The organism is Pseudomonas sp. 2725, assembly GCF_050434585.1.
Taxonomy (GTDB): domain Bacteria; phylum Pseudomonadota; class Gammaproteobacteria; order Pseudomonadales; family Pseudomonadaceae; genus Aquipseudomonas; species Aquipseudomonas jessenii.
On record NZ_JBNDIV010000010.1, the window covers coordinates 67,415 to 92,845 of the forward strand.

Here is a 25,431-nt window from a genome sequence, read left to right on the forward strand (position 1 = left end):
AGGGTTATGAGCACGAAAATCATCAGCCTGGTGTCCATCGGCGCCCACCCGACGTCCGGTCGGCCGCGTCGCGCGGAACAGGATGCGCGGGCGGTGGAACTGGGCCTGCAATTGGCTGGGGATAACTTGCAGGTGCTGCATGCCGGCGACATCACCGAGCCTGCATTGCGTGCGTATCTGGGCATGGGCCTGGAACAACTGCACGTGCTGGAACAACCACAAGGCGGCGACGCGCTGCCGGCGCTGACCGATTATCTGCGCGATGCCGGGGCCCAGGTGGTGTTGACCGGCAGCCAGGCGGAAACCGGCGAAGGATCGGGCATGTTGCCATTCCTCCTCGCTGAAAGCCTGGGCTGGCCGCTGGTGGTGGGGTTGGCGCAAGTCGAGTCCATCGATGGCGGTTCGGCGCTGGTGCTGCAAGCGTTGCCGCGTGGTCAGCGTCGTCGCTTGAAGGTTCGCTTGCCGTTCCTGGCAACTGTGGATAACGCCGCGCCCAAGCCACGGCAGAGTGCCTACGGCCCGGCCCGACGCGGCGTGCTGCAAGCACAGGACGTCGAGGTCATCGACGATGAACTGCTCGCGGTCGCCACCCTGCAGCCGGCCAAGCCACGGCCCAAGCGCCTTAAGGTAATCAAGGCCAAGAGCGGCGCCGATCGCATGAAAGCCGCGACGGCCAAGGCCAGCGGTGGCGGTGGGCAAGTGCTCAAGGGCGTTACGGCGCAAGCGGGGGCAGAAGCGATCCTCAAGCTGCTGATTGAAGAGGGTGTGGTCCGCTAATCACATAGTCACCGCAAGTCCACTGTGGGAGCGGGCTTGCTCGCGAAGGCGTCGTGTCAGTCGAGATTCTGATTACCTGACACACCGCTTTCGCGAGCAAGCCCGCTCCCACATTGGGTTGTGTTAACCCCCCAGATTGTGAGGAAACGATGGCTGTTGAATTTCGTTCGGCAGTCCGCGCGGATGCGCGTGAGATTGCGCGGTTGTTCCAGATTTCATCCGAAGGCGCTTCAGACTACATCTGGAGCCAGATCGCAGAGCCCGGCCAGGATCTGTTGGACGTCGGCACCATTCGGTATGCCCGGGACGACGTGGATTTCTCCTACCAGAACTGCCTGATTGCCGAGGCCGGTGGCCAGGTCATTGGCATGATGCACAGCTACGTGATGCGCCACGATCCACTGGCGGTGCCGACGACCGACCCGGTACTGGCGCCTTACGCCGACATGGAAGTGCCCGACACGCTCTATATCTCCAGCCTTGCCCTTCACGAGGGCTGGCGCAACCGGGGCCTGGGCGTGCAGTTTCTCGCCCATGCTCAAGAACGTGCCGACCAACTGGGGCTCAATGGCCTGAGCCTGATCGACTATGCCGCCAACACTGGCGCCCGGCGCTTTTACGAGCGGCACGGTTTCGAGATCATCAAGACCTGCCAGGTCACCCCTCATCCCATGATCCGCGTCACCGGTGACGCCTATCTTATGCACAGGCCCTGAATCTGCGGGGGTTCTAACCAGCGAAGGTTATCCACAACGCCACGCGCCCTCGTCCCACGTTGACGAGGGCGGTGAGCTACAGTTTTCTATGCGCTGATCAAGAGTGCGACACGCTTTCGGGAGTTTTCAGACGTTCAGCGCTGACTCATGAAATCCGGTTTTTATGACTGGCCTGAACATGAAGACTTTCGCTCTTCTGGCGCTTTTTGCATCGACCCTGTGGATATCCACCGGCTTGCTGTCTGCTGTCCCGGCAAACGTGCCCGTGGCTGATCAGGACTTTTATCAATGGCTGGAGACCGGGCAGGGGCGCGACGCGTCCCTGGCGCAGCTACGGCAGCAGTGCGACAAGGTACTGGATGCCGATAAGCACCTCAGCTGTTCAGTGACGGTCCTGGCCAGAATGCTTGAAGCCAAGGCCGCCAACCAAATCCCTGAATACTATCTGGCCATCAAGGGCAAGCATGCCCGGGCGATTGCGGTCGATGCCGACCTGAATGCCCTGTTCTCCATGTTTGGCAGCGAATCACTGGCTATTCTGACGGGGGCTGGCAATTTCTCGGTCAAGGGATCTGCGCGACATGAGGTGCTGCAGCTCCATCCGTATGCCAATGACTTCTACATCGCTGAACAATCGCTGCCATTTATCGAGGTCGGAACGGCCAACGGTGTCTCGGCGCGTTTTGTACTGGACACGGGGGCACCGCAAACCCGGGTCAACATTGAAACTGCGAAACAGATGGGGATCAGGATGTTGCCCGATGCTCATTATCGCTACAGCACGTTTTATGGCGAAAGGGGCCTGGCCGCGAGGTTGGGAATTCTCGGGTCATTGAGAGTCGGCACCCGTGAGTTCAGGAACGTCCTGGTCTTTGTCAGCGACCGGGATAATTTGTTGGGGCTGGATCTGATCAGCAAGCTGGGGCGCTTGAAGATAACCAGGAGAACACTGGAGCTTAATCCGCCACCTGCCCGGCGCTGTGATGCGCCAATTGTCTTGAACCGCCTGGATCTCAACCAACGGCTGGTAGTTGCCGCACAGCTGGATCGTCGGACAACGCAAGCCATCATCGATACGGGAAATGTCGACTACCTGACGGCCGCGTCGCCCGGCAGGCACGTCAGCGTGGCGCAGGCGCTGACACCGGGAGGCTCGAACGTTTACAACGGCGACAATAAGCACTTTCAACGCTTCACCGGCGTATTGGCCCTGCAAGGCGACACCTTGGTGGTCAGCTACAAATACTACCCGGGCTTTACCATCCCGCCGTCGTTGGTGGACGGACAATACGTGCCGTCGATATTACTCGGATGGCGTGCCTTCAAAGACTTTGAATTGAACCTGGATCTCGATTCAGGTCGCTCATGCCTCAATAGAGTCTGAACAGCTTGGACGGTTACCCACAATCCCTGTTGGTGGTTCTGTGGATAACATGTTCGCCCCTCGCTACACCCCATACAAATCAAGCCTTGCATGGTGTCGATCAAAAAACACCCAGCCTGGCTCGTGGTTTTTCCATGCTTTTTCAAGGGGATATGTGCTGCTGCTGATGCAGACTTGCCCCCAATCTCTGTTGGCGCTTCTGTGGATAAGATGTTTGCTATCGGCTGCAGGCCTTATAAACAGCGACGTGTAGGCTTTTGATCATAAAATGATCAAAAGCCCGTTTGGCGTCGTGAGCCTCCGCGCAAACGCCGAGTTCCTGCGGGTTTTAGCGGTTTTCCACAGCCCCTGCGAAGTTAACCCCAAAGTCTGTTGGCGCTTCTGTGGATAAGGTGTTTGCCATCCTCTGAAAGCCTTGCAGTCCGTGACTTTCAGGCTTCTGGTTAAAAAATGACCAGTGCGCCAGTGGAAGCATGCTTCTGGATAAGTCACGTTTTTTCTTTGGTTTTTGTGAAGAGATTTTGCAGTCTTTCCACAGTTGTCCCCAATAGCTGTGGGTGGAGATGTGGATAACTTGTTTGCGGAAGGCTGGGAGGCGTGCGCAGCATAGCTCTGAACGAAATAGATCATATTTCGTACAGTTCTAAAGTTAGAGGAATGTGTAGCGGGGAGAAAACCTGTTGCGAGCAAGCCCCTTGTAGGAGCGAGCTTGCTCGCGATGGTCGTGAACGATGACGCGAAAAGACAGATGACCAGCGGTGCCCCTGGATTTTTCGCGAGCAAGCTCGCTCCTACAGGGGCATGCTTCAGCCTTGAACCGGAACCCCTTTGAGGTAAGGCGCAGGCTCGGCACCCAAGTTGCTCAGCAGGCGCTCGCTGTACCAGTCCACAAAGTTCACCACACCGAACTCATAGGTCTTGGAGTACGGACCAGGCTGGTACGCGGTGGAGTTGATGCCGCGCTGGTTTTCTTCGGCCAGGCGACGGTCCTGGTCGTTGGTGGCGTCCCAGACCTGGCGCATGCGCTCCACGTCGTAGTCCACGCCTTCGACCGCGTCCTTGTGCACGATCCACTTGGTGGTGACCATGGTTTCCTGAGCGCTGATCGGCCAAACGGTGAACACGATGATGTGGTCGCCCATGCAGTGGTTCCAGGAGTGCGGCAGGTGCAGGATGCGCATCGAGCCCAGGTCCGGGTTCTTGATGCGACCCATCAGCTTGGCGCAGCCCTGCTTGCCGTCCATGGTCATCGACACGGTGCCCTTGAGCAGCGGCATGCGCACGATGCGGTTGCGCAGGCCGAAGCTGGCGTGGGCGTAAGGGATTTTCTCGGCTTCCCAGGCAGCGGCGGAGGCGGCTACGTGGTCCTTGAAGGCCTGGTCGGCGCGCGGGTCGGTGACGTCGTCCCACTCCAGCAGGGTTTTCAACAGTTCCGGGTGCGACGCGTTGCAGTGGTAGCACTCGCGGTTGTTTTCCAGCACCAGTTTCCAGTTGGCCTTTTCCATCAAGGTGGTTTGCACCGCCACCTTGGTGTTCTCCATGTCGTACGGTTCCATGTAGTGGTTGAGCGTCGACAGGAAGTCATCGATGGCCGGCGGGTTCTCCGCCAGGCTGATGAAGATGTAGCCGCCGGCGGTCTTCACGTTCACCGGCTTGAGGCCGTACTGGTTCATGTCGAAGTCGGCACCCATTTCGGTGCCGGCGAACAGCAGGCGGCCGTCGAGTTCGTAGGTCCACTGGTGATAGTGGCAAACCAGCTTGGCGACCTTGCCCTTGTCGCTGGTGCACAGGCGCGAGCCACGGTGGCGGCAGACGTTATGGAACGCGTGCACCACGCCTTCGGCGCCACGGATCACGATGATCGGGTTCTTGCCGATCTGCAGGGTCAGGTAGTTGCCCTTGGTAGGGATCTCGCAGGTCATGCCGGCGATCAACCACTCTTTCTGAAAGATTTCCTGCATGTCGATATCAAACAGGCGCTCGTCGGAGTAAAACGGCTGCGGCAGCGAGAACGTGCGCTCGCGCTCCTGCAGCATCTGCGCGGTGGCCTTGCGTGCGGGTTCCAGCGGATCGCCCAGGCTCAGGGTAGTAGTGACGTCCATCGTGTATTTCCTCAAGGCCATCTGCGTGGCCGCGAAAGTGGCTGATCAGGGTTGCTACGCAAGGTGTAAAGAATGTGTCTTGGTATGGGGCGAGTGTGGGGCCGGCGCAGGCCAGAACCTTATCCATGGGCGACATGGTGCAATCTGTTCCCGACGCGCAAGCCCCAGTCGTTGGGGGCTGGTCGCGATAAGCATGTCAATGTCGCAGATAGGTAAATGGGTGATCTGCGCTATACGCAGAATCGCCAACATGAAGGCCGGCAGTCGGCCGTGGAGATCAGCATGTCCAATAGTTTCCTGAATCCGGTAACCACCCAGACCTGGGCCAATGGTCGGCACATCGTCCGTTGCGTCAAAGTCATCCAGGAAACCTGGGATGTGCGCACCTTCTGCTTCATGGCCGATCAGCCGATCATGTTCTTCTTCAAACCGGGGCAGTTTGTCACCCTGGAGCTGGAGATTGAAGGCCAGCCGATCATGCGTTCGTACACCATTTCCAGCTCGCCATCGGTGCCGTACAGCTTTTCGGTGACCATCAAGCGCGTACCGGGTGGCAAGGTCTCCAACTGGCTGCACGACACTCTGCACGAAGGCCAGGAGCTGGCGGTGCACGGACCGGTCGGGCTGTTCAATGCCATGGACTTCACCGCGCCAAAGGTGCTTTACCTCAGCGGCGGCGTCGGTATCACGCCGGTCATGTCCATGGCGCGCTGGTTCTACGACACCAACGGCAATGTCGACATGGTGTTTATCCACAGCGCCCGTTCGCCCAAGGACATCATTTACCACCGTGAGCTGGAACACATGGCGTCGCGGATCGACAACTTCAGCCTGCACCTGATCTGCGAGAAGCACGGTATGGGTGAGCCCTGGGCCGGTTATCGCGGTTACCTGAACCACAGAATGCTTGAATTGATGGCGCCGGACTTCCTTGAGCGCGAAGTGTTCTGCTGCGGCCCGACACCGTATATGAATGCGGTCAAGCGCTTGCTGGAAGCCGCTGGCTTCGACATGTCGCGTTATCACGAAGAATCCTTCGGTGCGACCCCGCCAGAGGCGCGCGCCGACGCCGTGGAACACGCCGAGCAAGCGGCCGAGGCACCGGAAGTCGACGTGGCGGATCTGCACCAGGTGGAGTTCACGGCGTCCGGCAAGAGCATTCGTGTGGCCCCGGGCGAGACCGTGCATGCGGCGGCGGCCAAGGTCGGCCTGATGATTCCGAAAGCGTGCGGCATGGGTATCTGCGGCACCTGCAAGGTGTTGAAGCTGGGTGGTGAAGTGGAAATGGACCACAACGGCGGGATCACCGAGGAAGATGAAGCAGAAGGGTTCATTCTTTCGTGCTGCAGCGTGCCTAAAGGCGACGTGCGCATCGAATTCTAATGGTTGCGCAATAGTCCCTGTAGGAGCGAGCCTGCTCGCGATGGACGTCAACGATAACGCTGACAACCTGACCCCCCGCGGTGTTCTCAGGTTCATCGCGAGCAGGCTCGCTCCTACAGGGGAGGGTGTTTAGTCGATAAACAAGTCGGTCATCAGCTTGTCGTTGCTGTCCGGCGCGAACCGATAGTGTTCGAACTCCGTCACACCGCTTTCCCGCAGAATCTCCTCATCAATCAGCAAGCGCCCGGTCAGGCTGCGGTTTGCGCTGCTCAGAATCACATGCGCCGCATCCGCCATGATCGCAGGCAGGCGCGCATGCTTGAACGATTCCCTCGACCCCAACTGAAACTCGATGGCAGCGGTGGCGATCATCGTCTGTGGCCATAGCGAGTTGACGCTGATCCCGTAATTCCTGAATTCCTCGCTCATGCCCAGGGTCAGCATGCTCATGCCGTACTTGGTCACGGTATAGGGGCTGTATTGGGCGAACCACTTGGCGGCCAGGTTCAGCGGCGGCGAGAGGTTGAGGATATGGCCGCTGGACTTCTTCAGGTACGGCAACGCTGCCTGGCTGCACAGCAATACGGCGCGGGTGTTGATCTGGTGCATCAGGTCAAAACGCTTGAGTTCGAGGTGTTGAACCCCGGTGAGCTTGATCGCCCCGGCATTGTTGATCAGTGCATCGATGCCACCGAAATGTTCGTTGGCCTGGTCCAGGGCCTGATGCACGGCATCTTCATCGCGCACATCCACTTGCAGGGCCAGTGCCTTGCCACCTGCGGCTTCGACCTCCTGGGCCACGCTGAAAATCGTGCCGGGCAGCTTGGGGTGGGGGGCGGCGCTTTTGGCGGCGATCACAATGTTGGCCCCGTCGCGTGCGGCCCGCAGCGCAATCTCGCGACCAATGCCGCGGCTGGCGCCGGTGATGAACAGGGTTTTGCCTTGCAATGACATGCGTACGCTCCTGATTGTTGTTATGTGAGCAAAGGCTCGACAAACAATGTAGACGAAGTCTTCAGGTGCGGACGTAGAGGTGGGTACACCCTGTGGGAGCGAGCTTGCTCGCGATAGCGGAGTGTCAGTCGACATCAATGCTGGATGTGCTGACCTCATCGCGAGCAAGCTCGCTGCCACAGGGTTTAGAGTGTTAGTGAGACATCACTTCGCGAATGTCCTTCGCCAATTCACGCACGCGCTCTTGCTCGGTGTCCCACGAGCACATGAAGCGTGCGCCGCCATTGCCGATGAAGGTGTAGAAACGCCAGCCCTTGGCGGTCAGTGCGGCGATGGCCGGTTCCGACAGTTGCAGGAACACGCCGTTGGCCTGTACCGGGAACATCAGCTCCACGCCGGGGATGTCGCTGACCAGTTCAGCCAGCAATTGCGCGCAGTGGTTGGCGTGGTTGGCGTATTTGAGCCAGGCGTCGTTTTCCAGGATCCCGACCCACGGCGCCGACAGGAAGCGCATTTTTGAAGCAAGCTGCCCGGCCTGTTTGCAGCGGTAATCGAAGTCTTCGGCCAGTTTGTGGTTGAAGAACAGAATCGCCTCGCCCACGGCCATGCCGTTTTTCGTGCCGCCGAAGCACAGCACGTCGACGCCGGCCTTCCAGGTCAGGTCAGCCGGGGTGCAGCCGAGGAAGGCGCAGGCGTTGGAGAATCGTGCGCCGTCCATGTGCAGGTTCAGGCCCAGTTCCTTGCAGGTGGCGCTGATGGCGCGGATTTCGTCCGGGGTGTAGACGCTGCCGACTTCGGTGGCCTGGGTCAGAGTCACCACACGGGGTTTCGGGTAGTGGATGTCCTGGCGCTTGAGCGCGACCTCGCGGATCGATTCCGGGGTCAACTTGCCGTTTTCAGTACGGGCGATCAGCAGTTTGGAGCCGTTGGAGAAGAATTCCGGTGCGCCGCATTCATCGGTTTCGACGTGAGCTGTTTCCGAGCAGATCACGCTGTGGTAACTCTGGCACAACGACGACAGCGCCAGCGAGTTGGCGGCGGTGCCGTTGAAGGCAAAAAACACTTCGCAGTCGGTTTCGAACAGTTTGCGGAATCCGTCGGAGGCGCGGGCGGTCCACTCGTCGTCGCCGTATGCGCGCTGGTGGCCGTGGTTGGCCTGCTCCATGGCGGCCCAGGCTTCAGGGCAGATGCCGGAATAGTTGTCGCTGGCGAATTGTTGGCTCTTGTCGGTCATGGCCTGCTTCCGTGGTCGAGATGCCTATGGTGAAGCGTCCCGTGGTCAATGAGGGTGCGCACTGTACCCAAGATCGTCAGGTGGAGGTGCACAGGATGTCGCTGTCGGGAACATACACAGTCGAAGGGCAATTATGCACGTGACGATGCACAAGACCATGCACTTAAAGCAGCGCGACGGGGCACTGGATCTGCTCAAGTGGCTGGCGCTTTTAAGCATGGTGCTCGATCACCTGCGATATGTCGGTTATTCCGCCGATCTGTTGTATGTGCCGGGGCGGCTGGCATTCCCGTGGTTCTGTCTGGCAATGGCGGCCAATCTGTCACGAAAGCCTGTTGTGGTGGACGGTGGGCAATGGCGCTATCTGGGCTGGTTGTTGCTGTTTAGCGCGGTGAGTGAAATTCCTTACCGGATGTATATTCACAATCCCGACACCTTGAACGTGCTGCCCACCCTTGCCCTGGGCTTGCTGGTGATTCGTGGCTGGCAGCAGCCGGTGCTTGCGTCGCGCCTGCTGGCCGTCGGCGCGTTGCTGCTGGCAGGGTTTTTCTCCCAGCGATTGATGTTCGGTTTCTTTGGCGTTCTGTTGCCGCTGGCGATGCTGCCGGTACTGCAACGGCCCTGGTATTTCGCGCTGTTGGCGGGGTTGGTATGCCTGGCGGCCAATCAGTGGCAGGTGCTGTATTACGCCACTCGCCTGGGCAATGTCGCGGCAATTCCGGCCATCGTCACGTGCCTGATTGCGCCATGGCTCGGGCTGTTCTTGTTGCGACATGCAAAGGGCGTAAAACCACCACCGATGCGGCGCTGGGCGTATGCGCTCTATCCCTTGCATTTTCTGCTGTTGCTCGCAGTGCGACAGGTTATCGCCTGACCCTGCTTTTGTGGCGAAGGGGCTTGCCCCCGTTGGGCTGCGTAGCGGCCCCAAACGCTTAAAAGGCAGTTTTTCAGATAAACCGCACCTGCTGAAACTGCGACTGCTTCGCAGCCGAACGGGGGCAAGCCCCCTCGCCACAGAGATATCCTCAGGCCAGCCTTTTCTTCCCATGTCGTAAACGCACCTTTGCGTGGCGCCCGTAGGCATTTGACGACTCCAAGCCAGTCATACCATCGCTACCAAAGGGCACTGCCGAAAAGCCAGTGCCTCACCGAGACGAATGGCGCACCGCCGCCGCTGGGAGAGACGCGATGTTCAGCAAGCAAGACCAGATCCAGGGTTACGACGATGCACTGCTGGCGGCGATGAATGCCGAGGAGCAACGTCAGGAAGATCACATCGAGCTGATCGCGTCAGAGAACTACACCAGCAAACGCGTCATGGAAGCGCAAGGCAGTGGCCTGACCAACAAATACGCCGAAGGTTATCCGGGCAAGCGCTACTACGGTGGCTGCGAACACGTCGACAAGGTTGAGGCGCTGGCCATCGAGCGCGCCAAGCAACTGTTCGGTGCCGATTACGCCAACGTCCAGCCGCACTCCGGCTCCTCGGCCAACAGCGCCGTATACCTGGCCCTGCTGCAAGCCGGCGACACTATTCTCGGCATGAGCCTGGCCCACGGCGGTCACCTGACCCACGGCGCCAAAGTTTCGTCCTCGGGCAAGCTTTACAACGCCGTGCAGTACGGCATCGATACCAAGACCGGGCTGATCGATTACGACGAAGTCGAGCGCCTGGCCGTCGAGTGCAAGCCGAAAATGATCGTTGCCGGCTTCTCGGCCTACTCCAAGACCCTCGACTTCCCGCGCTTCCGCCAGATCGCCGACAAGGTCGGTGCACTGCTGTTCGTCGACATGGCCCACGTGGCTGGTCTGGTTGCCGCTGGTCTGTACCCGAACCCGCTGCCTTACGCCGATGTGGTCACCACCACTACCCACAAGACCCTGCGCGGTCCGCGTGGCGGCCTGATCCTGGCCAAGTCCAACGAAGAAATCGAGAAGAAGCTCAACGCAGCAGTTTTCCCCGGTGCCCAGGGCGGCCCGCTGATGCACGTGATCGCCGGTAAGGCGGTGTGCTTCAAGGAAGCGCTGGAGCCTGGCTTCAAGGCTTACCAGCAACAAGTGATCGACAACGCCCAGGCCATGGCCGGCGTGTTTATCAAACGCGGCTACGATGTAGTGTCCGGCGGTACCGACAACCACCTGTTCCTGGTCAGCCTGATCCGTCAGGGCCTCACCGGCAAAGAGGCGGATGCAGCACTCGGTCGCGCCCACATCACTGTGAACAAGAACGCTGTCCCGAACGATCCACAGTCGCCGTTCGTGACCTCCGGCCTGCGCATCGGCACCCCGGCGGTCACCACTCGCGGCTTCAAGGTGACCCAGTGCGTCACGCTGGCCGGCTGGATCTGCGACATCCTCGATAACCTCGGCGACGCCGATGTCGAGGCCAATGTCGCCGAGCAAGTGGCAGCCCTGTGCGCGGACTTCCCGGTTTATCGCTGAGTGCGGTTTTGGAGTAAATGACTATGCAACGCTACTCGGGCTTCGGCCTCTTCAAACACTCTCTCAGCCATCATGAAAACTGGCAGAAAATGTGGCGCACGCCGACCCCTAAAAAGGTCTACGACGTGGTCATCGTCGGTGGTGGCGGGCATGGTCTGGCCACGGCCTACTACCTGGCCAAGGAACACGGCATCACCAACGTGGCCGTGGTCGAGAAAGGCTGGCTGGGCGGCGGTAACACCGCGCGCAACACCACCATCGTTCGCTCCAACTACCTGTGGGACGAGTCGGCGCACCTGTACGAACACGCGATGAAACTGTGGGAAGGCCTGTCCCAGGACCTCAACTACAACGTGATGTTCTCCCAGCGTGGCGTCTACAACCTGTGCCACACCCTGCAGGACATTCGTGATTCCGAGCGTCGGGTCAGCGCCAACCGCCTCAACGGCGTGGACGGTGAGCTGCTCGATGCCAAACAGGTTGCCGACGAGATTCCGTACCTCGACTGCTCCAAGAACACCCGCTACCCGGTGATGGGCGCCACCGTCCAGCGTCGCGGCGGCGTGGCCCGTCACGATGCCGTGGCCTGGGGCTTTGCCCGGGCCGCCGACGCCCTCGGCGTGGACTTGATCCAGCAGACCGAAGTGATCGGTTTCCGCAAGGAAAACGGCGTGTGCATCGGCGTTGAAACCAACAAGGGCTTCATCGGCGCCAAGCGCGTCGGCGTAGTGACTGCCGGTAACTCCGGGCACATGGCCAAGCTCGCCGGTTTCCGCCTGCCGATCGAATCCCACCCGCTGCAAGCGCTGGTGTCCGAGCCGATCAAGCCGATTATCGACAGCGTGATCATGTCCAACGCCGTACACGGCTACATCAGCCAGTCCGACAAGGGCGACCTGGTGATCGGTGCCGGTATCGACGGCTACAACGGCTACGGCCAGCGTGGTTCGTACCCGGTGATCGAGCACACCATCCAGGCCATCGTCGAGATGTTCCCGGTGCTGTCGCGCGTACGCATGAACCGTCAGTGGGGCGGCATCGTCGACACCACGCCGGATGCCTGCCCGATCATTTCGAAAACCCCGGTACCGAACATGTTCTTCAACTGCGGTTGGGGCACCGGCGGCTTCAAGGCAACACCTGGCTCGGGCAACGTGTTTGCCGCAAGCCTGGCCAAGGGTGAAATGCACCCATTGGCCGCACCTTTCTCCATCGACCGTTTCCACAGCGGTGCGTTGATCGACGAACACGGCGCTGCAGCAGTCGCCCACTAACAGGAGAAATCCCTATGTTGCATATCTTCTGTCCTCACTGCGGCGAACTGCGCTCCGAAGAGGAATTCCATGCATCCGGCCAGGCGCACATCCCGCGCCCACTGGACCCGAGCAGCTGCACCGACGAGGAGTGGGGCGACTACATGTTCTTCCGCGACAACCCTCGTGGTCTGCACCACGAGCTGTGGGATCACGTCGCCGGTTGCCGTCAGTACTTCAACGTCACCCGCGACACCGTGACCTACGAGATTCTCGAAACCTACAAGATCGGCACCAAGCCACAATTCACCGACAAGACCGATAGCCCGAAAGCGGCCAGCACGGCTCTGGGAGAGAAGGTATGAGCCAGATCAATCGCCTGTCCAACGGCGGACGGATCGACCGCAACAAAGTCTTGACCTTCACCTTCAACGGCCAGAACTACAAAGGCTTCGAAGGCGATTCCCTGGCCGCTGCACTGCTGGCCAACGGCGTTGACATCATCGGTCGCAGCTTCAAGTATTCCCGTCCGCGCGGCATCTTCGCCGCCGGTGCCGAAGAGCCGAACGCGGTGCTGCAGATCGGCGCCACCGAAGCCACGCAGATCCCGAACGTGCGCGCCACGCAACAGGCGCTGTATCAAGGCCTGGTCGCCACCAGCACCAACGGCTGGCCGAGCGTGAACAACGACATGATGGGGATTCTCGGCAAGGTCGGCGGCAAGCTGATGCCGCCGGGCTTCTACTACAAAACCTTCATGTACCCGCAATCGTTCTGGATGACCTACGAGAAGTACATTCGTAAGGCCGCCGGTCTTGGCCGTTCGCCGACCGAGAACGATCCGGACACCTACGACTACATGAACCAGCACTGCGACGTGCTGATCGTCGGCGCCGGCCCTGCTGGCCTGGCGGCGGCACTGGCGGCTGCGCGCAGCGGCGCCCGGGTGATCCTCGCCGATGAACAGGAAGAGTTCGGCGGCAGCCTGCTCGATTCCCGCGAAAGCCTCGACGGCAAGCCTGCGATGGAGTGGGTGGCCAGCGTCATCGACGAGCTGAAGAACACCCCGGACGTGCTGCTGTTGCCGCGCGCCACCGTCAACGGCTACCACGACCACAACTTCCTGACCATTCACGAGCGCCTGACCGATCATCTCGGCGACCGCGCACCGATTGGCCAGGTGCGTCAGCGCATTCACCGGGTCCGCGCCAATCGCGTGGTACTGGCAACCGGCGCTCACGAGCGTCCATTGGTCTACGGCAACAACGACGTGCCGGGCAACATGCTCGCCGGCGCCATCTCGACCTACGTGCGTCGTTACGGCGTGGCACCGGGCAAGAAGCTGGTGCTGTCGACCAACAACGACCACGCCTACCGCGTTGCCCTGGATTGGCTCGATGCCAGCCTGCAAGTGGTGGCCATCGCCGACGCCCGCAGCAATCCGCGTGGTGCGCTGGTGGAAGAAGCCCGCGCGAAAGGCATCCGCATCCTCACCGGCAGTGCCGTGATCGAGGCTCGTGGCAGCAAGCACGTGACCGCTGCCCGTGTGGCCGCCATCGACGTCAAAGCCCACACCGTGACCAGCCCTGGCGAATGGCTCGACTGCGACGTGGTCGCCAGCTCCGGTGGCTACAGCCCGGTGGTTCACTTGGCTTCGCACCTGGGTGGCAAGCCGATCTGGCGTGAAGACATCCTCGGTTTCGTACCGGGCGAAGCACCGCAGAAACGCGTGTGCGTCGGTGGCATCAACGGCGTCTACGGCCTCGGCGATTCCCTGGCCGACGGTTTTGAAGGGGGCGTTCGCGCTGCTGCCGAAGCTGGCTTCCAGTCGGTTGAAGGTGTGTTGCCAAAAGCCTTGAGCCGTCTCGAAGAGCCGACTCTGGCGCTGTTCCAGGTGCCCCATGAAAAGAACACCGCACGGGCGCCGAAGCAATTCGTCGACCTGCAAAACGACGTCACCGCCGCCGCCATCGAACTGGCGACCCGCGAGGGCTTCGAGTCGGTCGAGCACGTCAAGCGCTACACCGCACTGGGCTTCGGCACCGATCAGGGCAAGCTCGGCAACGTCAACGGCCTGGCCATCGCTGCCCGCTCGCTGAACGTGACCATCCCGCAGATGGGCACCACCATGTTCCGTCCGAACTACACGCCGGTGACTTTCGGCGCCGTGGCCGGTCGTCACTGTGGGCACATCTTCGAGCCGGTGCGTTACACCGCACTGCATCAATGGCACCTGAAAAACGGCGCCGAGTTCGAAGACGTCGGCCAGTGGAAGCGTCCTTGGTACTTCCCGAAATCCGGTGAAGACCTGCATGCCGCGGTGAAGCGCGAATGCAAAGCCGTGCGCGACAGCGTCGGCCTGCTCGATGCTTCGACCCTGGGCAAGATCGACATCCAGGGCCCGGATGCGCGTGAGTTCCTCAACCGCGTCTACACCAACGCCTGGACCAAGCTCGATGTGGGCAAGGCTCGTTACGGCCTGATGTGCAAAGAAGACGGCATGGTCTTCGACGATGGCGTGACGGCTTGCCTGGCCGACAACCATTTCGTCATGACCACCACCACCGGCGGTGCGGCTCGTGTGCTGCAGTGGCTGGAGCTGTACCACCAGACCGAATGGCCGGACATGAAGGTGTACTTCACCTCCGTCACCGACCACTGGGCGACCATGACCCTGTCCGGGCCGAACAGCCGCAAGCTGCTCGCTGAAGTCACCGACATCGACCTGAGCAGCGAAGCCTTCCCGTTCATGACCTGGAAAGAAGGTCTGGTCGGTGGTGTGCCGGCGCGGGTGTTCCGGATTTCGTTTACCGGTGAACTGTCGTACGAAGTCAACGTGCAAGCCGACTACGCCATGGGCGTGCTGGAAAAAATCGTCGACGCCGGCAAGAAGTACAACCTGACGCCGTACGGCACCGAAACCATGCACGTGCTGCGGGCCGAGAAGGGCTTCATCATCGTCGGTCAGGACACTGACAGCTCGATGACCCCGGACGACCTGAACATGGGCTGGTGTGTCGGTCGCACCAAACCGTTCTCGTGGATCGGCTGGCGTGGCATGAACCGTGAAGACTGCGTGCGTGATCAGCGTAAACAGCTGGTTGGCCTGAAGCCGATCGATCCGACGAAGTGGCTGCCGGAAGGTGCGCAACTGGTGTTCAACACCAAGCAAGCCATCCCGATGACCATGGTGGGTCACGTGACTTCCAGTTACCTGCACAACTCCCTGGGCTATTCGTTCGCTATGGGCGTGGTCAAGGGCGGCCTGAACCGCATGGGCGAGCGTGTCTTCGCGCCATTGGCGGACGGCAGCGTGATCGAGGCGGAAATCGTTTCTTCGGTGTTCTTTGATCCGAAAGGCGAACGCCAGAACGTGTAAAGGCTTCGGGTCCTGTGGGGTGTGAGCTGCCGCCATCGCGAGCAAGCTCGCTCCCACAGGAGATCGCCTAACCCCTGTGGGAGCGAGCTTGCTCGCGATGGCGATAGAACAGCCACCACAAGGGCCAGAACCAACAGAATTCAAAACAGGTGCTTTATGACCGCAGCCAATGTTTACCAACAACGCCCAACCTCCGGGGCCAAGGCCGAGTCGTCGCTGCATCACGCCGACCTCGCCAGCCTGGTGGGCAAGGGTCGCAAGAACGCCGGCGTGACCGTGCGTGAGAAAAAACTCCTCGGCCACCTGACCATCCGCGGCGATGGCCACGATGCCGCGTTTGCCGCGGGCGTGCACAAGGCCCTGGGCATCGAGTTGCCGGGCGCGCTGAGCGTCATCGTCAAAGGCGAAACCAGTCTGCAATGGATGGGGCCGGATGAGTGGCTGCTGATCGTGCCGACCGGTGAAGAACTTGCCGCCGAGCAAAAACTGCGCGCAGCACTGGGCGATTTGCACATTGCAATCGTCAATGTCAGCGGCGGCCAGCAACTCCTCGAACTGAGCGGCCCGAACGTGCGCCAGGTACTGATGAAGTCCACCAGCTACGACGTGCACCCGAACAACTTCCCGGTGGGCAAAGCCGTCGGCACGGTGTTCGCCAAGTCGCAATTGATGATCCGTCACACCGCCGAAGACACCTGGGAACTGCTGATTCGTCGCAGCTTCTCGGATTACTGGTGGTTGTGGCTGCAGGATGCTTCTGCCGAGTTCGGCCTCAGCGTTCAGGCCTGATCACCACCCGCCATGGAGGCGATCACTTGTGGGAGCGAGCTTGCTCGCGATGGACTTGAGGGCGACGCGTTGATCCAGTAAGTACGCGTTATCGTTGACGCCCATCGCGAGCAAGCTCGCTCCCACAAGATGCCGCGTCATCTTTAGATATCACAGGAGTCACCGCACCATGAGCCGCGCCCCAGACACATGGATTCTGACCGCCGACTGCCCCAGCGTCCTCGGCACCGTGGACGCGGTGACCCGCTTTCTGTTCGAGCAGGGCTGCTACGTCACCGAGCACCATTCCTTCGATGACCGACTCTCGGGCCGTTTCTTCATTCGTGTGGAATTCCGCCAGCCTGACGGTTTCGACGAGCAGTCCTTCCGCGCGGGCCTCGCCGAGCGCGGTGAAGCCTTCGGCATGATCTTCGAACTGACCGCGCCGAACTACCGGCCGAAAGTGGTGATCATGGTTTCCAAGGCCGATCACTGCCTCAACGATTTGCTCTATCGCCAGCGCATCGGCCAGTTGTCGATGGACGTGGCCGCCGTGGTCTCCAACCACCCGGACCTCAAGCCACTGGCTGACTGGCACCAGATTCCGTACTACCACTTCCCGCTGGATCCGAACGACAAGCCGTCCCAGGAACGTCAGGTCTGGCAGGTCATTGAAGAGTCTGGTGCGGAACTGGTGATCCTTGCGCGCTACATGCAAGTGCTGTCGCCGGAGCTGTGCCGCAAGCTCGATGGCAAGGCGATCAACATCCACCACTCCCTGCTGCCCGGTTTCAAGGGCGCCAAGCCCTACCACCAGGCCTACAACAAGGGCGTGAAACTGGTGGGCGCCACCGCGCATTACATCAACAACGACTTGGATGAAGGCCCGATCATTGCCCAGGGTGTGGAGGCAGTGGACCACAGCCATTATCCGGAAGACCTGATTGCCAAGGGGCGGGATATCGAAGGGCTGACTTTGGCGAGGGCGGTTGGGTATCACATCGAGAGAAGAGTGTTTTTGAACGCCAACAGAACGGTCGTTCTTTAAATCTCCATCGCGAGCAAGCTCGCTCCCACAGTGGATCGGGGGCGGACACAAGATTTGTGAACGACACAAAAACCTGTGGGAGCGAGCTTGCTCGCGATGAGGCCCTTACAAGCAACACAAATGACAACGGCAATAACCCGAGCATTTAACGCGCTGCCTGCCTGGGCAACGCGGTTCCATAAAAACAACAGCGAGGTGAAAGCATGTCTGGCAATCGTGGTGTGGTGTATCTCGGCGCTGGCAAGGTCGAAGTGCAGAGTATTGATTATCCGAAAATGCAGGACCCGCGTGGCAGGAAAATTAACCACGCCGTGATCCTGCGCGTGGTTTCCACCAATATCTGTGGTTCCGACCAGCACATGGTGCGCGGCCGTACCACCGCTCAAACCGGTCTGGTCCTGGGTCACGAGATCACCGGTGAAGTGATCGAAAAGGGCAGCGACGTCGAGAACCTGCAGATCGGCGACCTGGTGTCCGTACCGTTCAACGTGGCTTGCGGGCGCTGCCGTTCCTGCAAAGAAATGCACACAGGCGTCTGCCTGAGCGTCAACCCGGCGCGTCCGGGCGGTGCTTATGGTTACGTCGACATGGGCGACTGGACCGGTGGCCAGGCCGAATACGCCATGGTGCCGTACGCCGACTTCAACCTGCTGAAACTGCCGGATCGCGACCGGGCGATGGAAAAAATCCGTGACCTGACCTGCCTCTCCGACATCCTGCCGACCGGCTATCACGGCGCCGTGACCGCTGGCGTCGGCCCGGGCAGCACCGTGTACATCGCGGGTGCCGGTCCGGTCGGTTTGGCGGCGGCTGCTTCGGCTCGTCTGTTGGGCGCGGCGGTGGTGATCATCGGTGACGTCAACACCGTGCGTCTGGCCCACGCCAAGGCTCAGGGCTTCGAGATCGCCGACTTGTCCCTGGACACGCCGCTGCACGAACAGATCGCCGCACTGCTGGGCGAGCCGGAAGTGGATTGCGCCATCGACGCCGTTGGTTTCGAAGCCCGTGGCCATGGCCATGACGGCGTGAAACACGAAGCCCCGGCCACCGTGCTCAACTCGCTGATGGGCGTGGTGCGTGTGGCAGGCAAGATCGGCATCCCCGGCCTCTACGTGACCGAAGACCCGGGTGCTGTCGACGCTGCCGCGAAAATGGGCAGCCTGAGCATCCGCTTCGGCCTGGGCTGGGCCAAATCCCACAGCTTCCACACCGGCCAGACCCCGGTGATGAAGTACAACCGCGCGCTCATGCAAGCGATCATGTGGGACCGTATCAACATTGCCGAAGTGGTGGGCGTGCAGGTGATCAGCCTGGATCAGGCGCCGCAGGGTTATGGCGAGTTCGATGCGGGCGTGCCGAAGAAGTTTGTGATTGATCCGCATAAGATGTTTAGTGCGGCGTAAGTGATCGAGGCTAGAGGAGGGCTGCCAGTGGGCGGCCCTTTTTTTGTCCTGTTTTGATGTGGAGAACTACGAATTTCGAATCGATGTGCTTTTTTGCTGGATATGAATTTGTGATGTTCCAGGTTGTTGTAGTGGTGTATATGAGCCATAAGCGGCAGCAACATCTGCTGCTGTCTTTGTAGCTGTGGAATTTATATGTAAAGAAAAAGCGAGATCGTCCATTAGGTTGATTACTTTGGATTGCAGGTCGGCGATTAATTCTTCCTGTTGAATTATTGTTGTCTTGTAATCACTTATTATGCTTAGTCCTTGTTTTATTTTTATTTCTACTGAGTCAAGATGTTTTTGTTGGGATGCGATTATTTTTTGCTGTGACTCTATAGTTCTTTGCTGGGAGGCGATTGTATTGCCCATGCTTTCTTGTGAAATAGTAGCTTCAGCGGTAGAAGAGCTATTTGACCCCACCGGGGTTGATCCTCGACTGGGAAGTGCGTTCTGACCAGAAGGCATTCTGAGTCCGAGCCTGTTTTGGAGTGCTTTGATAGGGTTATAGCCCTTGAGGAATCGAGGGAAGTGCCCGGATGAATCTTGCCGATTGACTGGATCCCCTACGCAATATGCATACGTATTCAACCCACCCCTCCCAAACGGACTCCAACTGTCCGGGCTGTTAAAGCGCATCAACACCGGGTTAAACGCCCGATAACCATTCCCCAACAAATAACACCCCGTCACCGGATCCGGCCGTTCGCCGTTGAAGCCGAGCAAGCTGAGCAAACCGTTCTCCGCCGGGCGATGGCCATAAGGCGTGTAGGCCATGGAATGTGGCCGAGCGACATCAAGTACATTCAACACCGAACGCTGTTGATCAGTGGCAAGCAAGCGCGCTTCCACGGCCCCACTCTGACGCTGTTGCTGCGCCAACAGTTGATCATCGTGCTGCATGATCGAACGCTGCACCGCGTCTTGAATCTCGGTGGCCAGACGATCTTTCAGGTAAAAGCGTCGGGTGGGGGACTGCGCAGAGGGCGTGCAATCAACCAGACGATCCAGCGGGTCGTAGCGGTAACTGCAGAGCAGCGTTTCTCGAGCGGGGAGCATGGCCAGCCTCCTGAATGAGTGTGTCGATTCAGGTTTTTACTGTGGTGCATTCGAACAGAGCCGCCTACTAGCAGATCTGATAGTGCCGCAGACTTCAGGGATGCTTTATGACGAGCGGATAGGAAATGGGTGGAAGCCTGAGGAACATGCCCGCGTCTGCCCGGTCAAATCGGCAGCTTTGCGCCCGTAAGCCGGGCGTTTTTCATGACGCAAGAGGATGTCTGAATGAAGATTTCACGCGGTTTTGCACTGGCATCACTCCTGACCCTGACTGCCAGCCCGGTCTTCGCACAGTTCAATCTGGGCGATGCGGTCAATGCCATTGCCGGCATGCAGGGCGATGACGCGGCCGCGACTGCTGCACCGACACCGCAGACCGCCAACCTGCTGAGCACCCTCAGTGAATTGGACATCACCCCAGAGCAAGCCGTTGGCGGCGCCGGGGCGATGCTGGGGCTGGCGAAGAACCAGTTGAGCTCGACCGACTACTCGGAACTGGCCAAAAGCGTGCCGGGCATCGACATGCTCTCGGGCGGCGGGGAGTTGGGGGCACTGGCCGGGCTGCTCGGCTCCAGCGGCAAAGCAGCAGGGCTGGACAACGCCTTGGGCAACGTCAAGGACACCAACGACCTGAACAACGCCTTCAGCGCCCTGGGCATGGACAGCGGCATGATCGGCCAGTTTGCCCCGGTACTCCTGCAATACTTCGGTCAGCAGGGCGTCGGCGGTTCGCTGCTGAGCAGCCTGGGCAGCATCTGGGGCACCGGCACCGGTAGCTGATTCAGCGGCGCCCGGCGCGCAACGCGTCGATGCGCCGGTCCTTCTCGATCCAGAGCTGGTTGACCCAATTCTGGACCTTCTCGCGAAACGCAGGGTCGTTTTCGTAATCGCCTTGCCACAGCGCCGGGTCGAGTTCGCGAGTCTTGATGTCGATGATGACCCGCGGAACGTTGCCGCTGATCAAGTCCCAGAACCCCGGAATCGTCTGCTGCGGGTAAACCACTGTCACATCGAGAATCGCGTCGAGCTGCTCACCCATCGCCGCCAGCACAAAGGCCACCCCGCCGGCCTTGGGCTTGAGCAGGTGATTGAACGGCGACTGTTGCTGGTCACATTTAGCCGCCGTGAAGCGGGTGCCTTCGAGGTAGTTGACCACCGTCACTGGTTGGCGCTTGAACAATTCACAGGCCTGTCTGGTGATTTCCAGATCCTTGCCGGCCAGTTCCGGGTATTTCGCCAGGAACGTCTTGCTGTAGCGCTTCATGAACGGGTAATCCAGCGCCCACCACGCCAGGCCCAGGAAGGGCACCCAGATCAGCTCTTTCTTGAGGAAGAATTTGAAGAACGGCGTGCGCCGGTTCAGCGTCTGGATCAGCGCCGGGATGTCGACCCAGGATTGATGGTTGCTGATCACCAGATATGAAGTGTCGCGACGCAGATCGTCACCGCCACGGATGTCCCATTGGGTAGGGATGCAGACACGGAAGATCAGCTTGTCGATCTCGGACCAGGTCTCGGCGATCCACATCACCGACCATGAGGCGTAATCGCGAAAACGGCCGGGCAGGATCAGTTTGAGCAGGGCAAACACCATCAACGGTCCGATCAGGATCAAGGTGTTGAGCAGGAGCAGCAGGGTCACGAAACAGCCGGTGAGCAGGCGGCGCATAAGTCACTCGTGGAAGCGGTTGGGCGCGCCATGATAAGCAGCTTCGGGCGACAGGCCAAATCGGTGCTGACGAATGTTTCACTTTTGGGGCGGTAACCTTGTGGGAACGATCAAGCGCACGACGGTCTAAAATCCGACTGCTCACTCTCATGGAAACCCATTACGTGAAATCCCTTCTTGCAGCGCTCTCCCTCATCGCCCTGCCGGTCATGGCCGCCGAGCCGACCCTCTATGGTCGTTACGAATACATCGCCCTGCCGGAAATCGGCGGCGAAGTGCTAAAGGCCAAGATGGATACTGGCGCGCTGACTGCGTCGCTGTCGGCCAAGGACATCGAGACCTTTACCCGCGACGGTGAAGACTGGGTGCGTTTCCGCCTCGCGACCAAGGATGCGAGCAACAAGGTCTACGAGCACAAGATCGCACGCATCAGCAAGATCAAGACTCGTTCCGAAGAAGACGAGGATGAAGACGTGGCCGCGCCGACCAAGCGTCCGGTGGTCGATCTGGAGTTGTGTCTGGGCAACGTCAAGCGCACGGTCGAGGTCAACCTGACTGACCGCAGCAGTTTCAACTACCCGTTGTTGATCGGCGCCAAGGCCTTGCGTGAGTTTGGTGCGGCGGTGAATCCGGCTCGGCGTTTTACGGCGGATAAGCCGGACTGTTGATTCACTTCTCACGAATCACTACAACTAATCAACCGCAAGTGCTGTCTTGCCTAGTTGGTAGCGCTACTTGAGCCCGTCCGAATGAGTTCGGTTTTCTTATTTTGATCGTTTATGTTACCGATCGATTTTACCCTCGAGTTGGGTGGGAGCACTACATGCGTCAAGGAGGGGGGAGAGGTATCAGGTGGGCGACTTTTTTCAAACCTCTCCTTAGCTTGAGCAATTAGCTCATCTGGTCTTTTACCGGTTTTTTGTATTTCCTTTTTCCAATAACGGTCTTCTCGTTTTTGTACTTTCTCGGCTGACGGTTTACCTTTTCTGAAGTCTTTATCGATTTGTTTAGCTACTTTTTTATCAAACGACGTCTTTGGTTTTTCGATGAAGGCGTAATTTTCCATTTCTTTGGGGATTCTGGTTTTCTTCTTGAGGATATTAATCCGTCTCAGCGCTTTCAAAAGTCCCCAGGCGTGCCCCGTTGGATCTGCCCGATTCACGGGATCTCCGTCGCAATACCCATACGCATTCAACCCACCCTCCCCAAACGGACTCCAGCTATCCGGGCTGTTAAACCGCATCAACACCGGATTGAACTGCCGATATCCGTTACCCAAATGATAATGCGCGGTCAGCGGGTCCGGCCGTTCGCCGTTGAAACCCAGCAGGCTGAGCAAGCCGATGTCGGCTGGGCGATGACCATAGGGTGTGTAGGCGATGGGGTGTGGCCGATTCTCGTCCAGGGCGTTTATTACCGAGCGCTGATGATCGGTTGCCAGCAGAGTCGTTTTGCGAGAGTGCGAAGGCATTGACTGGTCTCCGTGTCAGTACCAAAAAGACGGGCTATCAGAATCAGCTTCTTTTCATCCATTGCCTACTAGCAGAACTGCTAGGTACCACAGGCCTCGCCGCCAATTAACACAGCCTGATTGACGCCGATTCCCCCTTGAGTCACCGTTCGCCCACATCACTGCCGGGCTCGGACGCCATGCCTCATATCCTGATTGTCGAAGACGAAGCGGCCATTGCCGATACCCTGGTTTTCGCCCTGCAAGGCGAGGGCTTCACCACCACATGGCTGAGCCTGGGCGCGGCGGCGCTGGAGCACCAGCGCCAGACCCCGGCGGATCTGATCATTCTCGATATCGGCCTGCCGGACATCAGCGGCTTCGAAACCTGCAAGCAACTGCGGCGCTTCAGCGAAGTGCCGGTGATGTTCCTCAGCGCCCGGGATGGCGAAATCGATCGCGTCGTGGGCCTGGAAATCGGCGCCGACGATTACGTGGTCAAACCTTTCAGCCCTCGGGAGGTGGCGGCGCGGGTCCGGGTGATTCTCAAGCGCATGGCGCCCCGCACGGTCAGTGAACCGTCGGCGACGTTGTTTCGCATCGATAGTGAACGTGTGCAAATCAGTTATCGCGGTCAACTGCTGACCCTGACCCGCCATGAATTCCGTCTGCTGCAATGCCTGCTGGAGCAGCCCGAGCGAGTCTTCAGCCGCGAACAGTTGCTCGATGCCCTGGGTGTGGCCGCCGACGCCGGTTACGAGCGCAGCATCGACAGCCACATCAAGAGCGTGCGCGCCAAGTTGCGATTGGTGAAGGCTGATGCCGAACCGATCCAGACCCACCGCGGCCTCGGCTACAGCTACAACCCGGGACAAAGCTGATGCCGCTGGGAATCCGGATTTTCCTGGTCTACGCACTGTTCATCGGCCTGACCGGCTACTTTGTGCTCAACACGGTCATGCAGGAGATCCGCCCCGGCGTGCGCCAGTCCACCGAAGAAACCCTGGTCGATACCGCCAACCTGATGGCCGAGATCCTGCGCGACGACTTCAAGGCCGGCAGCCTCAACCAGAACCGCTGGCCGGAACTGCTCAAGGCCTATGGTGAGCGACAGCCCGGAGCGAAAATCTGGGGCTTGCCAAAGAATCAGGTCAACCACCGCATCTACGTCACCGACGCCAAGGGCATCGTCGTGCTGGACTCCAGCGGGACGGCGGTGGGGCAGGATTACTCACGCTGGAACGACGTCTACCTGACCCTGCGTGGCGAATACGGCGCACGCTCCACGCGCAATGACCCGAACGATCCGGGGTCTTCGGTGATGCACGTCGGTGCGCCGATTCGCGACAACGGCCAGATCATCGGCGTGGTCACTGTGGCCAAGCCCAACAGCTCGTTGCAGCCCTATGTGGATCGCACGGAACGCCGGTTGCTGGCGTACGGCGCCGGGCTGATCGGCCTCGGTCTGCTGTTAGGTGCATTGTTATCCTGGTGGCTCAGCCGAGCCCTGCGAAGATTGACGGCGTACGCCCAAGGCGTCAGTGAAGGCCGGCGGGTTGAAGTGCCGCATTATCGCGGCGGTGAGTTGGAGCAATTGGCCACGGCAGTGGAGCAGATGCGCACGCAACTTGAAGGCAAGGCCTACGTCGAACGTTACGTGCACACCTTGACCCATGAGCTGAAGAGTCCATTGGCGGCGATTCGTGGCGCGGCGGAACTGTTGCAGGACGATATGCCTCTGGCACAGCGGCAACGTTTCGTCGGCAATATCGACAGTGAAAGTGCGCGCATGCAGCAGTTGATCGAGCGGCTTTTGAACCTGGCGCAGGTCGAGCAACGCCAAGGGCTGGAGCAGCGGGTGGCGGTGCCATTGGCGGCTTTGGTGGATGGCCTGCTGAACGCGCAATCTGCGCGAATCGAAGGTAAGCAGTTGCGCGTAGAGCAAACGATTCCATCGGACCTGGTGCTGATCGGCGAGCCATTTCTGCTGCGTCAGGCGTTGGGTAATCTGCTGGACAATGCGCTGGATTTCACCCCTGTTGAAGGTGTGCTGCGATTCACCGCTGAACGGACAGGCGAGCAGGTCGGGTTCAAGCTTTTCAATCAGGCAGAGCCGATTCCCGACTACGCGCTGCCGCGTTTGAGCGAGCGTTTTTACTCGTTGCCACGTCCCGACAGTGGGCGCAAAAGCACCGGGCTCGGGCTCAACTTTGTCGAGGAAGTGGTCAAGCTGCATGGCGGTACGATGAGTATTGGTAATGTCGACGGCGGAGTGGAGGTGAAGTTACACCTGCCTTAAGACCGAGTTACGGCCAATCGCGAGCAGGCTGAATCTCCACACAATCTCCACATTCCCCCCATGGCCCCA

The 25,431-nt window shown here is 59.7% G+C and carries 21 protein-coding genes and 1 pseudogene; 16 read left to right on the forward strand and 6 right to left on the reverse strand.

Annotation, left to right across the window (positions count from 1 at the left end; translation table 11 throughout):
• Nucleotides 1-6 precede the first annotated feature (6 nt).
• The 3 genes from ABIE16_RS25655 (at nucleotide 7) to ABIE16_RS25665 (ending at nucleotide 2,877) form a co-directional block, all read left to right on the forward strand.
• Entirely contained in the window at nucleotides 7-777 is a 771-nt protein-coding gene (locus ABIE16_RS25655; protein WP_429522177.1) for an electron transfer flavoprotein subunit beta, read from the forward strand.
• 149 nt (nucleotides 778-926) lie between these two features.
• Nucleotides 927-1,493 carry a GNAT family N-acetyltransferase gene (locus ABIE16_RS25660; protein WP_154909895.1) on the forward strand — a complete coding sequence of 189 codons (567 nt, stop codon included), beginning with the start codon at nucleotides 927-929 and terminating at the stop codon, nucleotides 1,491-1,493.
• Between the two features lie 163 nt (nucleotides 1,494-1,656).
• Nucleotides 1,657-2,877, forward strand: a complete 1,221-nt coding sequence (locus ABIE16_RS25665; RefSeq protein WP_429522178.1) for a retroviral-like aspartic protease family protein — start codon at nucleotides 1,657-1,659, stop codon at nucleotides 2,875-2,877.
• An 806-nt stretch (nucleotides 2,878-3,683) separates the two neighbouring features.
• Here the strand turns inward: ABIE16_RS25665 and gbcA are convergent.
• Complete coding sequence (gene gbcA, locus ABIE16_RS25670) at nucleotides 3,684-4,979, reverse strand: glycine-betaine demethylase subunit GbcA (protein ID WP_057712996.1); 1,296 nt, start codon at nucleotides 4,977-4,979, stop codon at nucleotides 3,684-3,686.
• Nucleotides 4,980-5,261: 282 nt separating this feature from the next.
• Between gbcA and gbcB the strand changes: the two genes are divergently transcribed.
• A complete protein-coding gene (gene gbcB / locus ABIE16_RS25675) occupies nucleotides 5,262-6,362 on the forward strand; it encodes a glycine-betaine demethylase subunit GbcB (protein WP_090451831.1) in 1,101 nt (366 codons plus the stop codon).
• Between the two features lie 129 nt (nucleotides 6,363-6,491).
• On the opposite strand, the gene ABIE16_RS25680 is transcribed toward gbcB, so the two are convergent.
• Nucleotides 6,492-7,316, reverse strand: a complete 825-nt coding sequence (locus ABIE16_RS25680) for an SDR family oxidoreductase (protein ID WP_429522179.1) — start codon at nucleotides 7,314-7,316, stop codon at nucleotides 6,492-6,494.
• A 193-nt stretch (nucleotides 7,317-7,509) separates the two neighbouring features.
• Nucleotides 7,510-8,550: a low specificity L-threonine aldolase gene (locus tag ABIE16_RS25685; protein ID WP_090451829.1), complete on the reverse strand. Its 1,041-nt coding sequence runs from the start codon at nucleotides 8,548-8,550 to the stop codon at nucleotides 7,510-7,512.
• Nucleotides 8,551-8,707: 157 nt separating this feature from the next.
• Here ABIE16_RS25685 and ABIE16_RS25690 point away from each other — a divergent pair, with 157 nt between their 5' ends.
• The 8 genes from ABIE16_RS25690 (at nucleotide 8,708) to fdhA (ending at nucleotide 18,843) form a co-directional block, all read left to right on the forward strand.
• Nucleotides 8,708-9,424 (forward strand): TraX family protein, encoded by a 717-nt coding sequence (locus ABIE16_RS25690; protein ID WP_429522180.1) that lies wholly within the window; start codon nucleotides 8,708-8,710, stop codon nucleotides 9,422-9,424.
• A 314-nt stretch (nucleotides 9,425-9,738) separates the two neighbouring features.
• Nucleotides 9,739-10,992, forward strand: a complete 1,254-nt coding sequence (gene glyA / locus ABIE16_RS25695) for a serine hydroxymethyltransferase (protein WP_429522181.1) — start codon at nucleotides 9,739-9,741, stop codon at nucleotides 10,990-10,992.
• 23 nt (nucleotides 10,993-11,015) lie between these two features.
• Nucleotides 11,016-12,266, forward strand: a complete 1,251-nt coding sequence (locus ABIE16_RS25700) for a sarcosine oxidase subunit beta (RefSeq protein ID WP_007907561.1) — start codon at nucleotides 11,016-11,018, stop codon at nucleotides 12,264-12,266.
• A 14-nt stretch (nucleotides 12,267-12,280) separates the two neighbouring features.
• Nucleotides 12,281-12,610, forward strand: coding sequence for a sarcosine oxidase subunit delta (locus ABIE16_RS25705; protein WP_057713000.1), 330 nt, complete (start codon nucleotides 12,281-12,283; stop codon nucleotides 12,608-12,610).
• A complete protein-coding gene (locus ABIE16_RS25710) occupies nucleotides 12,607-15,624 on the forward strand; it encodes a sarcosine oxidase subunit alpha (protein WP_429522182.1) in 3,018 nt (1,005 codons plus the stop codon). Before ABIE16_RS25705 ends, ABIE16_RS25710 begins: the two co-directional genes overlap by 4 nt.
• Nucleotides 15,625-15,780: 156 nt before the next feature.
• Nucleotides 15,781-16,413, forward strand: coding sequence for a sarcosine oxidase subunit gamma (locus tag ABIE16_RS25715; RefSeq protein WP_150813795.1), 633 nt, complete (start codon nucleotides 15,781-15,783; stop codon nucleotides 16,411-16,413).
• A gap of 169 nt (nucleotides 16,414-16,582) precedes the next feature.
• The gene (purU, locus tag ABIE16_RS25720) at nucleotides 16,583-17,440 is read left to right on the forward strand and encodes a formyltetrahydrofolate deformylase (RefSeq protein ID WP_007981374.1); all 858 of its coding nucleotides are present in this window, start codon (nucleotides 16,583-16,585) and stop codon (nucleotides 17,438-17,440) included.
• Between the two features lie 203 nt (nucleotides 17,441-17,643).
• Nucleotides 17,644-18,843: a formaldehyde dehydrogenase, glutathione-independent gene (gene fdhA, locus ABIE16_RS25725; protein WP_090451825.1), complete on the forward strand. Its 1,200-nt coding sequence runs from the start codon at nucleotides 17,644-17,646 to the stop codon at nucleotides 18,841-18,843.
• Between the two features lie 66 nt (nucleotides 18,844-18,909).
• Here the strand turns inward: fdhA and ABIE16_RS25730 are convergent, their stop codons facing one another.
• A complete protein-coding gene (locus ABIE16_RS25730; protein ID WP_429522183.1) occupies nucleotides 18,910-19,944 on the reverse strand; it encodes an RHS repeat-associated core domain-containing protein in 1,035 nt (344 codons plus the stop codon).
• A 225-nt stretch (nucleotides 19,945-20,169) separates the two neighbouring features.
• Between ABIE16_RS25730 and ABIE16_RS25735 the strand changes: the two genes are divergently transcribed.
• Nucleotides 20,170-20,724 carry a DUF2780 domain-containing protein gene (locus ABIE16_RS25735; RefSeq protein WP_429522184.1) on the forward strand — a complete coding sequence of 185 codons (555 nt, stop codon included), beginning with the start codon at nucleotides 20,170-20,172 and terminating at the stop codon, nucleotides 20,722-20,724.
• 1 nt (nucleotide 20,725) lies between these two features.
• On the opposite strand, the gene ABIE16_RS25740 is transcribed toward ABIE16_RS25735, so the two are convergent.
• Complete coding sequence (locus ABIE16_RS25740) at nucleotides 20,726-21,613, reverse strand: acyltransferase (protein WP_429522185.1); 888 nt, start codon at nucleotides 21,611-21,613, stop codon at nucleotides 20,726-20,728.
• Between the two features lie 164 nt (nucleotides 21,614-21,777).
• On the opposite strand from ABIE16_RS25740, the gene ABIE16_RS25745 reads away from it, so the two are divergent.
• Nucleotides 21,778-22,281: an ATP-dependent zinc protease family protein gene (locus ABIE16_RS25745; RefSeq protein WP_429522186.1), complete on the forward strand. Its 504-nt coding sequence runs from the start codon at nucleotides 21,778-21,780 to the stop codon at nucleotides 22,279-22,281.
• Between the two features lie 448 nt (nucleotides 22,282-22,729).
• On the opposite strand, the pseudogene ABIE16_RS25750 reads toward ABIE16_RS25745, so the two are convergent.
• Nucleotides 22,730-23,063 (reverse strand): annotated as a pseudogene (locus ABIE16_RS25750) (RHS repeat-associated core domain-containing protein); the annotation flags it as partial.
• Between the two features lie 200 nt (nucleotides 23,064-23,263).
• Here ABIE16_RS25750 and creB point away from each other — a divergent pair.
• Together creB and creC are read left to right on the forward strand one after the other, a co-directional pair.
• Nucleotides 23,264-23,944 (forward strand): two-component system response regulator CreB, encoded by a 681-nt coding sequence (gene creB / locus ABIE16_RS25755; RefSeq protein WP_218494818.1) that lies wholly within the window; start codon nucleotides 23,264-23,266, stop codon nucleotides 23,942-23,944.
• On the forward strand, nucleotides 23,944-25,362 hold the full coding sequence (gene creC / locus ABIE16_RS25760) for a two-component system sensor histidine kinase CreC (RefSeq protein ID WP_429522187.1): 1,419 nt from the start codon (nucleotides 23,944-23,946) through the stop codon (nucleotides 25,360-25,362). Before creB ends, creC begins: the two co-directional genes overlap by 1 nt.
• Nucleotides 25,363-25,431 lie beyond the last annotated feature (69 nt).

Bases quoted from the DNA above. Each gene is read 5' to 3' on its own strand.
- fdhA (WP_090451825.1), top strand. From the start codon at position 17,644: ATGTCTGGCAATCGTGGTGTGGTGTATCTCGGCGCTGGCAAGGTCGAA.
- ABIE16_RS25680 (WP_429522179.1), bottom strand. From the start codon at position 7,316: ATGTCATTGCAAGGCAAAACCCTGTTCATCACCGGCGCCAGCCGCGGC.
- ABIE16_RS25660 (WP_154909895.1), top strand. From the start codon at position 927: ATGGCTGTTGAATTTCGTTCGGCAGTCCGCGCGGATGCGCGTGAGATT.
- glyA (WP_429522181.1), top strand. From the start codon at position 9,739: ATGTTCAGCAAGCAAGACCAGATCCAGGGTTACGACGATGCACTGCTG.
- purU (WP_007981374.1), top strand. From the start codon at position 16,583: ATGAGCCGCGCCCCAGACACATGGATTCTGACCGCCGACTGCCCCAGC.
- ABIE16_RS25710 (WP_429522182.1), top strand. From the start codon at position 12,607: ATGAGCCAGATCAATCGCCTGTCCAACGGCGGACGGATCGACCGCAAC.
- ABIE16_RS25740 (WP_429522185.1), bottom strand. From the start codon at position 21,613: ATGCGCCGCCTGCTCACCGGCTGTTTCGTGACCCTGCTGCTCCTGCTC.
- gbcA (WP_057712996.1), bottom strand. From the start codon at position 4,979: ATGGACGTCACTACTACCCTGAGCCTGGGCGATCCGCTGGAACCCGCA.
- ABIE16_RS25690 (WP_429522180.1), top strand. From the start codon at position 8,708: ATGCACTTAAAGCAGCGCGACGGGGCACTGGATCTGCTCAAGTGGCTG.
- ABIE16_RS25665 (WP_429522178.1), top strand. From the start codon at position 1,657: ATGACTGGCCTGAACATGAAGACTTTCGCTCTTCTGGCGCTTTTTGCA.
- ABIE16_RS25655 (WP_429522177.1), top strand. From the start codon at position 7: ATGAGCACGAAAATCATCAGCCTGGTGTCCATCGGCGCCCACCCGACG.
- ABIE16_RS25700 (WP_007907561.1), top strand. From the start codon at position 11,016: ATGCAACGCTACTCGGGCTTCGGCCTCTTCAAACACTCTCTCAGCCAT.
- ABIE16_RS25705 (WP_057713000.1), top strand. From the start codon at position 12,281: ATGTTGCATATCTTCTGTCCTCACTGCGGCGAACTGCGCTCCGAAGAG.
- ABIE16_RS25730 (WP_429522183.1), bottom strand. From the start codon at position 19,944: ATGCTCCCCGCTCGAGAAACGCTGCTCTGCAGTTACCGCTACGACCCG.
- creC (WP_429522187.1), top strand. From the start codon at position 23,944: ATGCCGCTGGGAATCCGGATTTTCCTGGTCTACGCACTGTTCATCGGC.
- gbcB (WP_090451831.1), top strand. From the start codon at position 5,262: ATGTCCAATAGTTTCCTGAATCCGGTAACCACCCAGACCTGGGCCAAT.
- ABIE16_RS25685 (WP_090451829.1), bottom strand. From the start codon at position 8,550: ATGACCGACAAGAGCCAACAATTCGCCAGCGACAACTATTCCGGCATC.
- ABIE16_RS25715 (WP_150813795.1), top strand. From the start codon at position 15,781: ATGACCGCAGCCAATGTTTACCAACAACGCCCAACCTCCGGGGCCAAG.
- creB (WP_218494818.1), top strand. From the start codon at position 23,264: ATGCCTCATATCCTGATTGTCGAAGACGAAGCGGCCATTGCCGATACC.
- ABIE16_RS25735 (WP_429522184.1), top strand. From the start codon at position 20,170: ATGAAGATTTCACGCGGTTTTGCACTGGCATCACTCCTGACCCTGACT.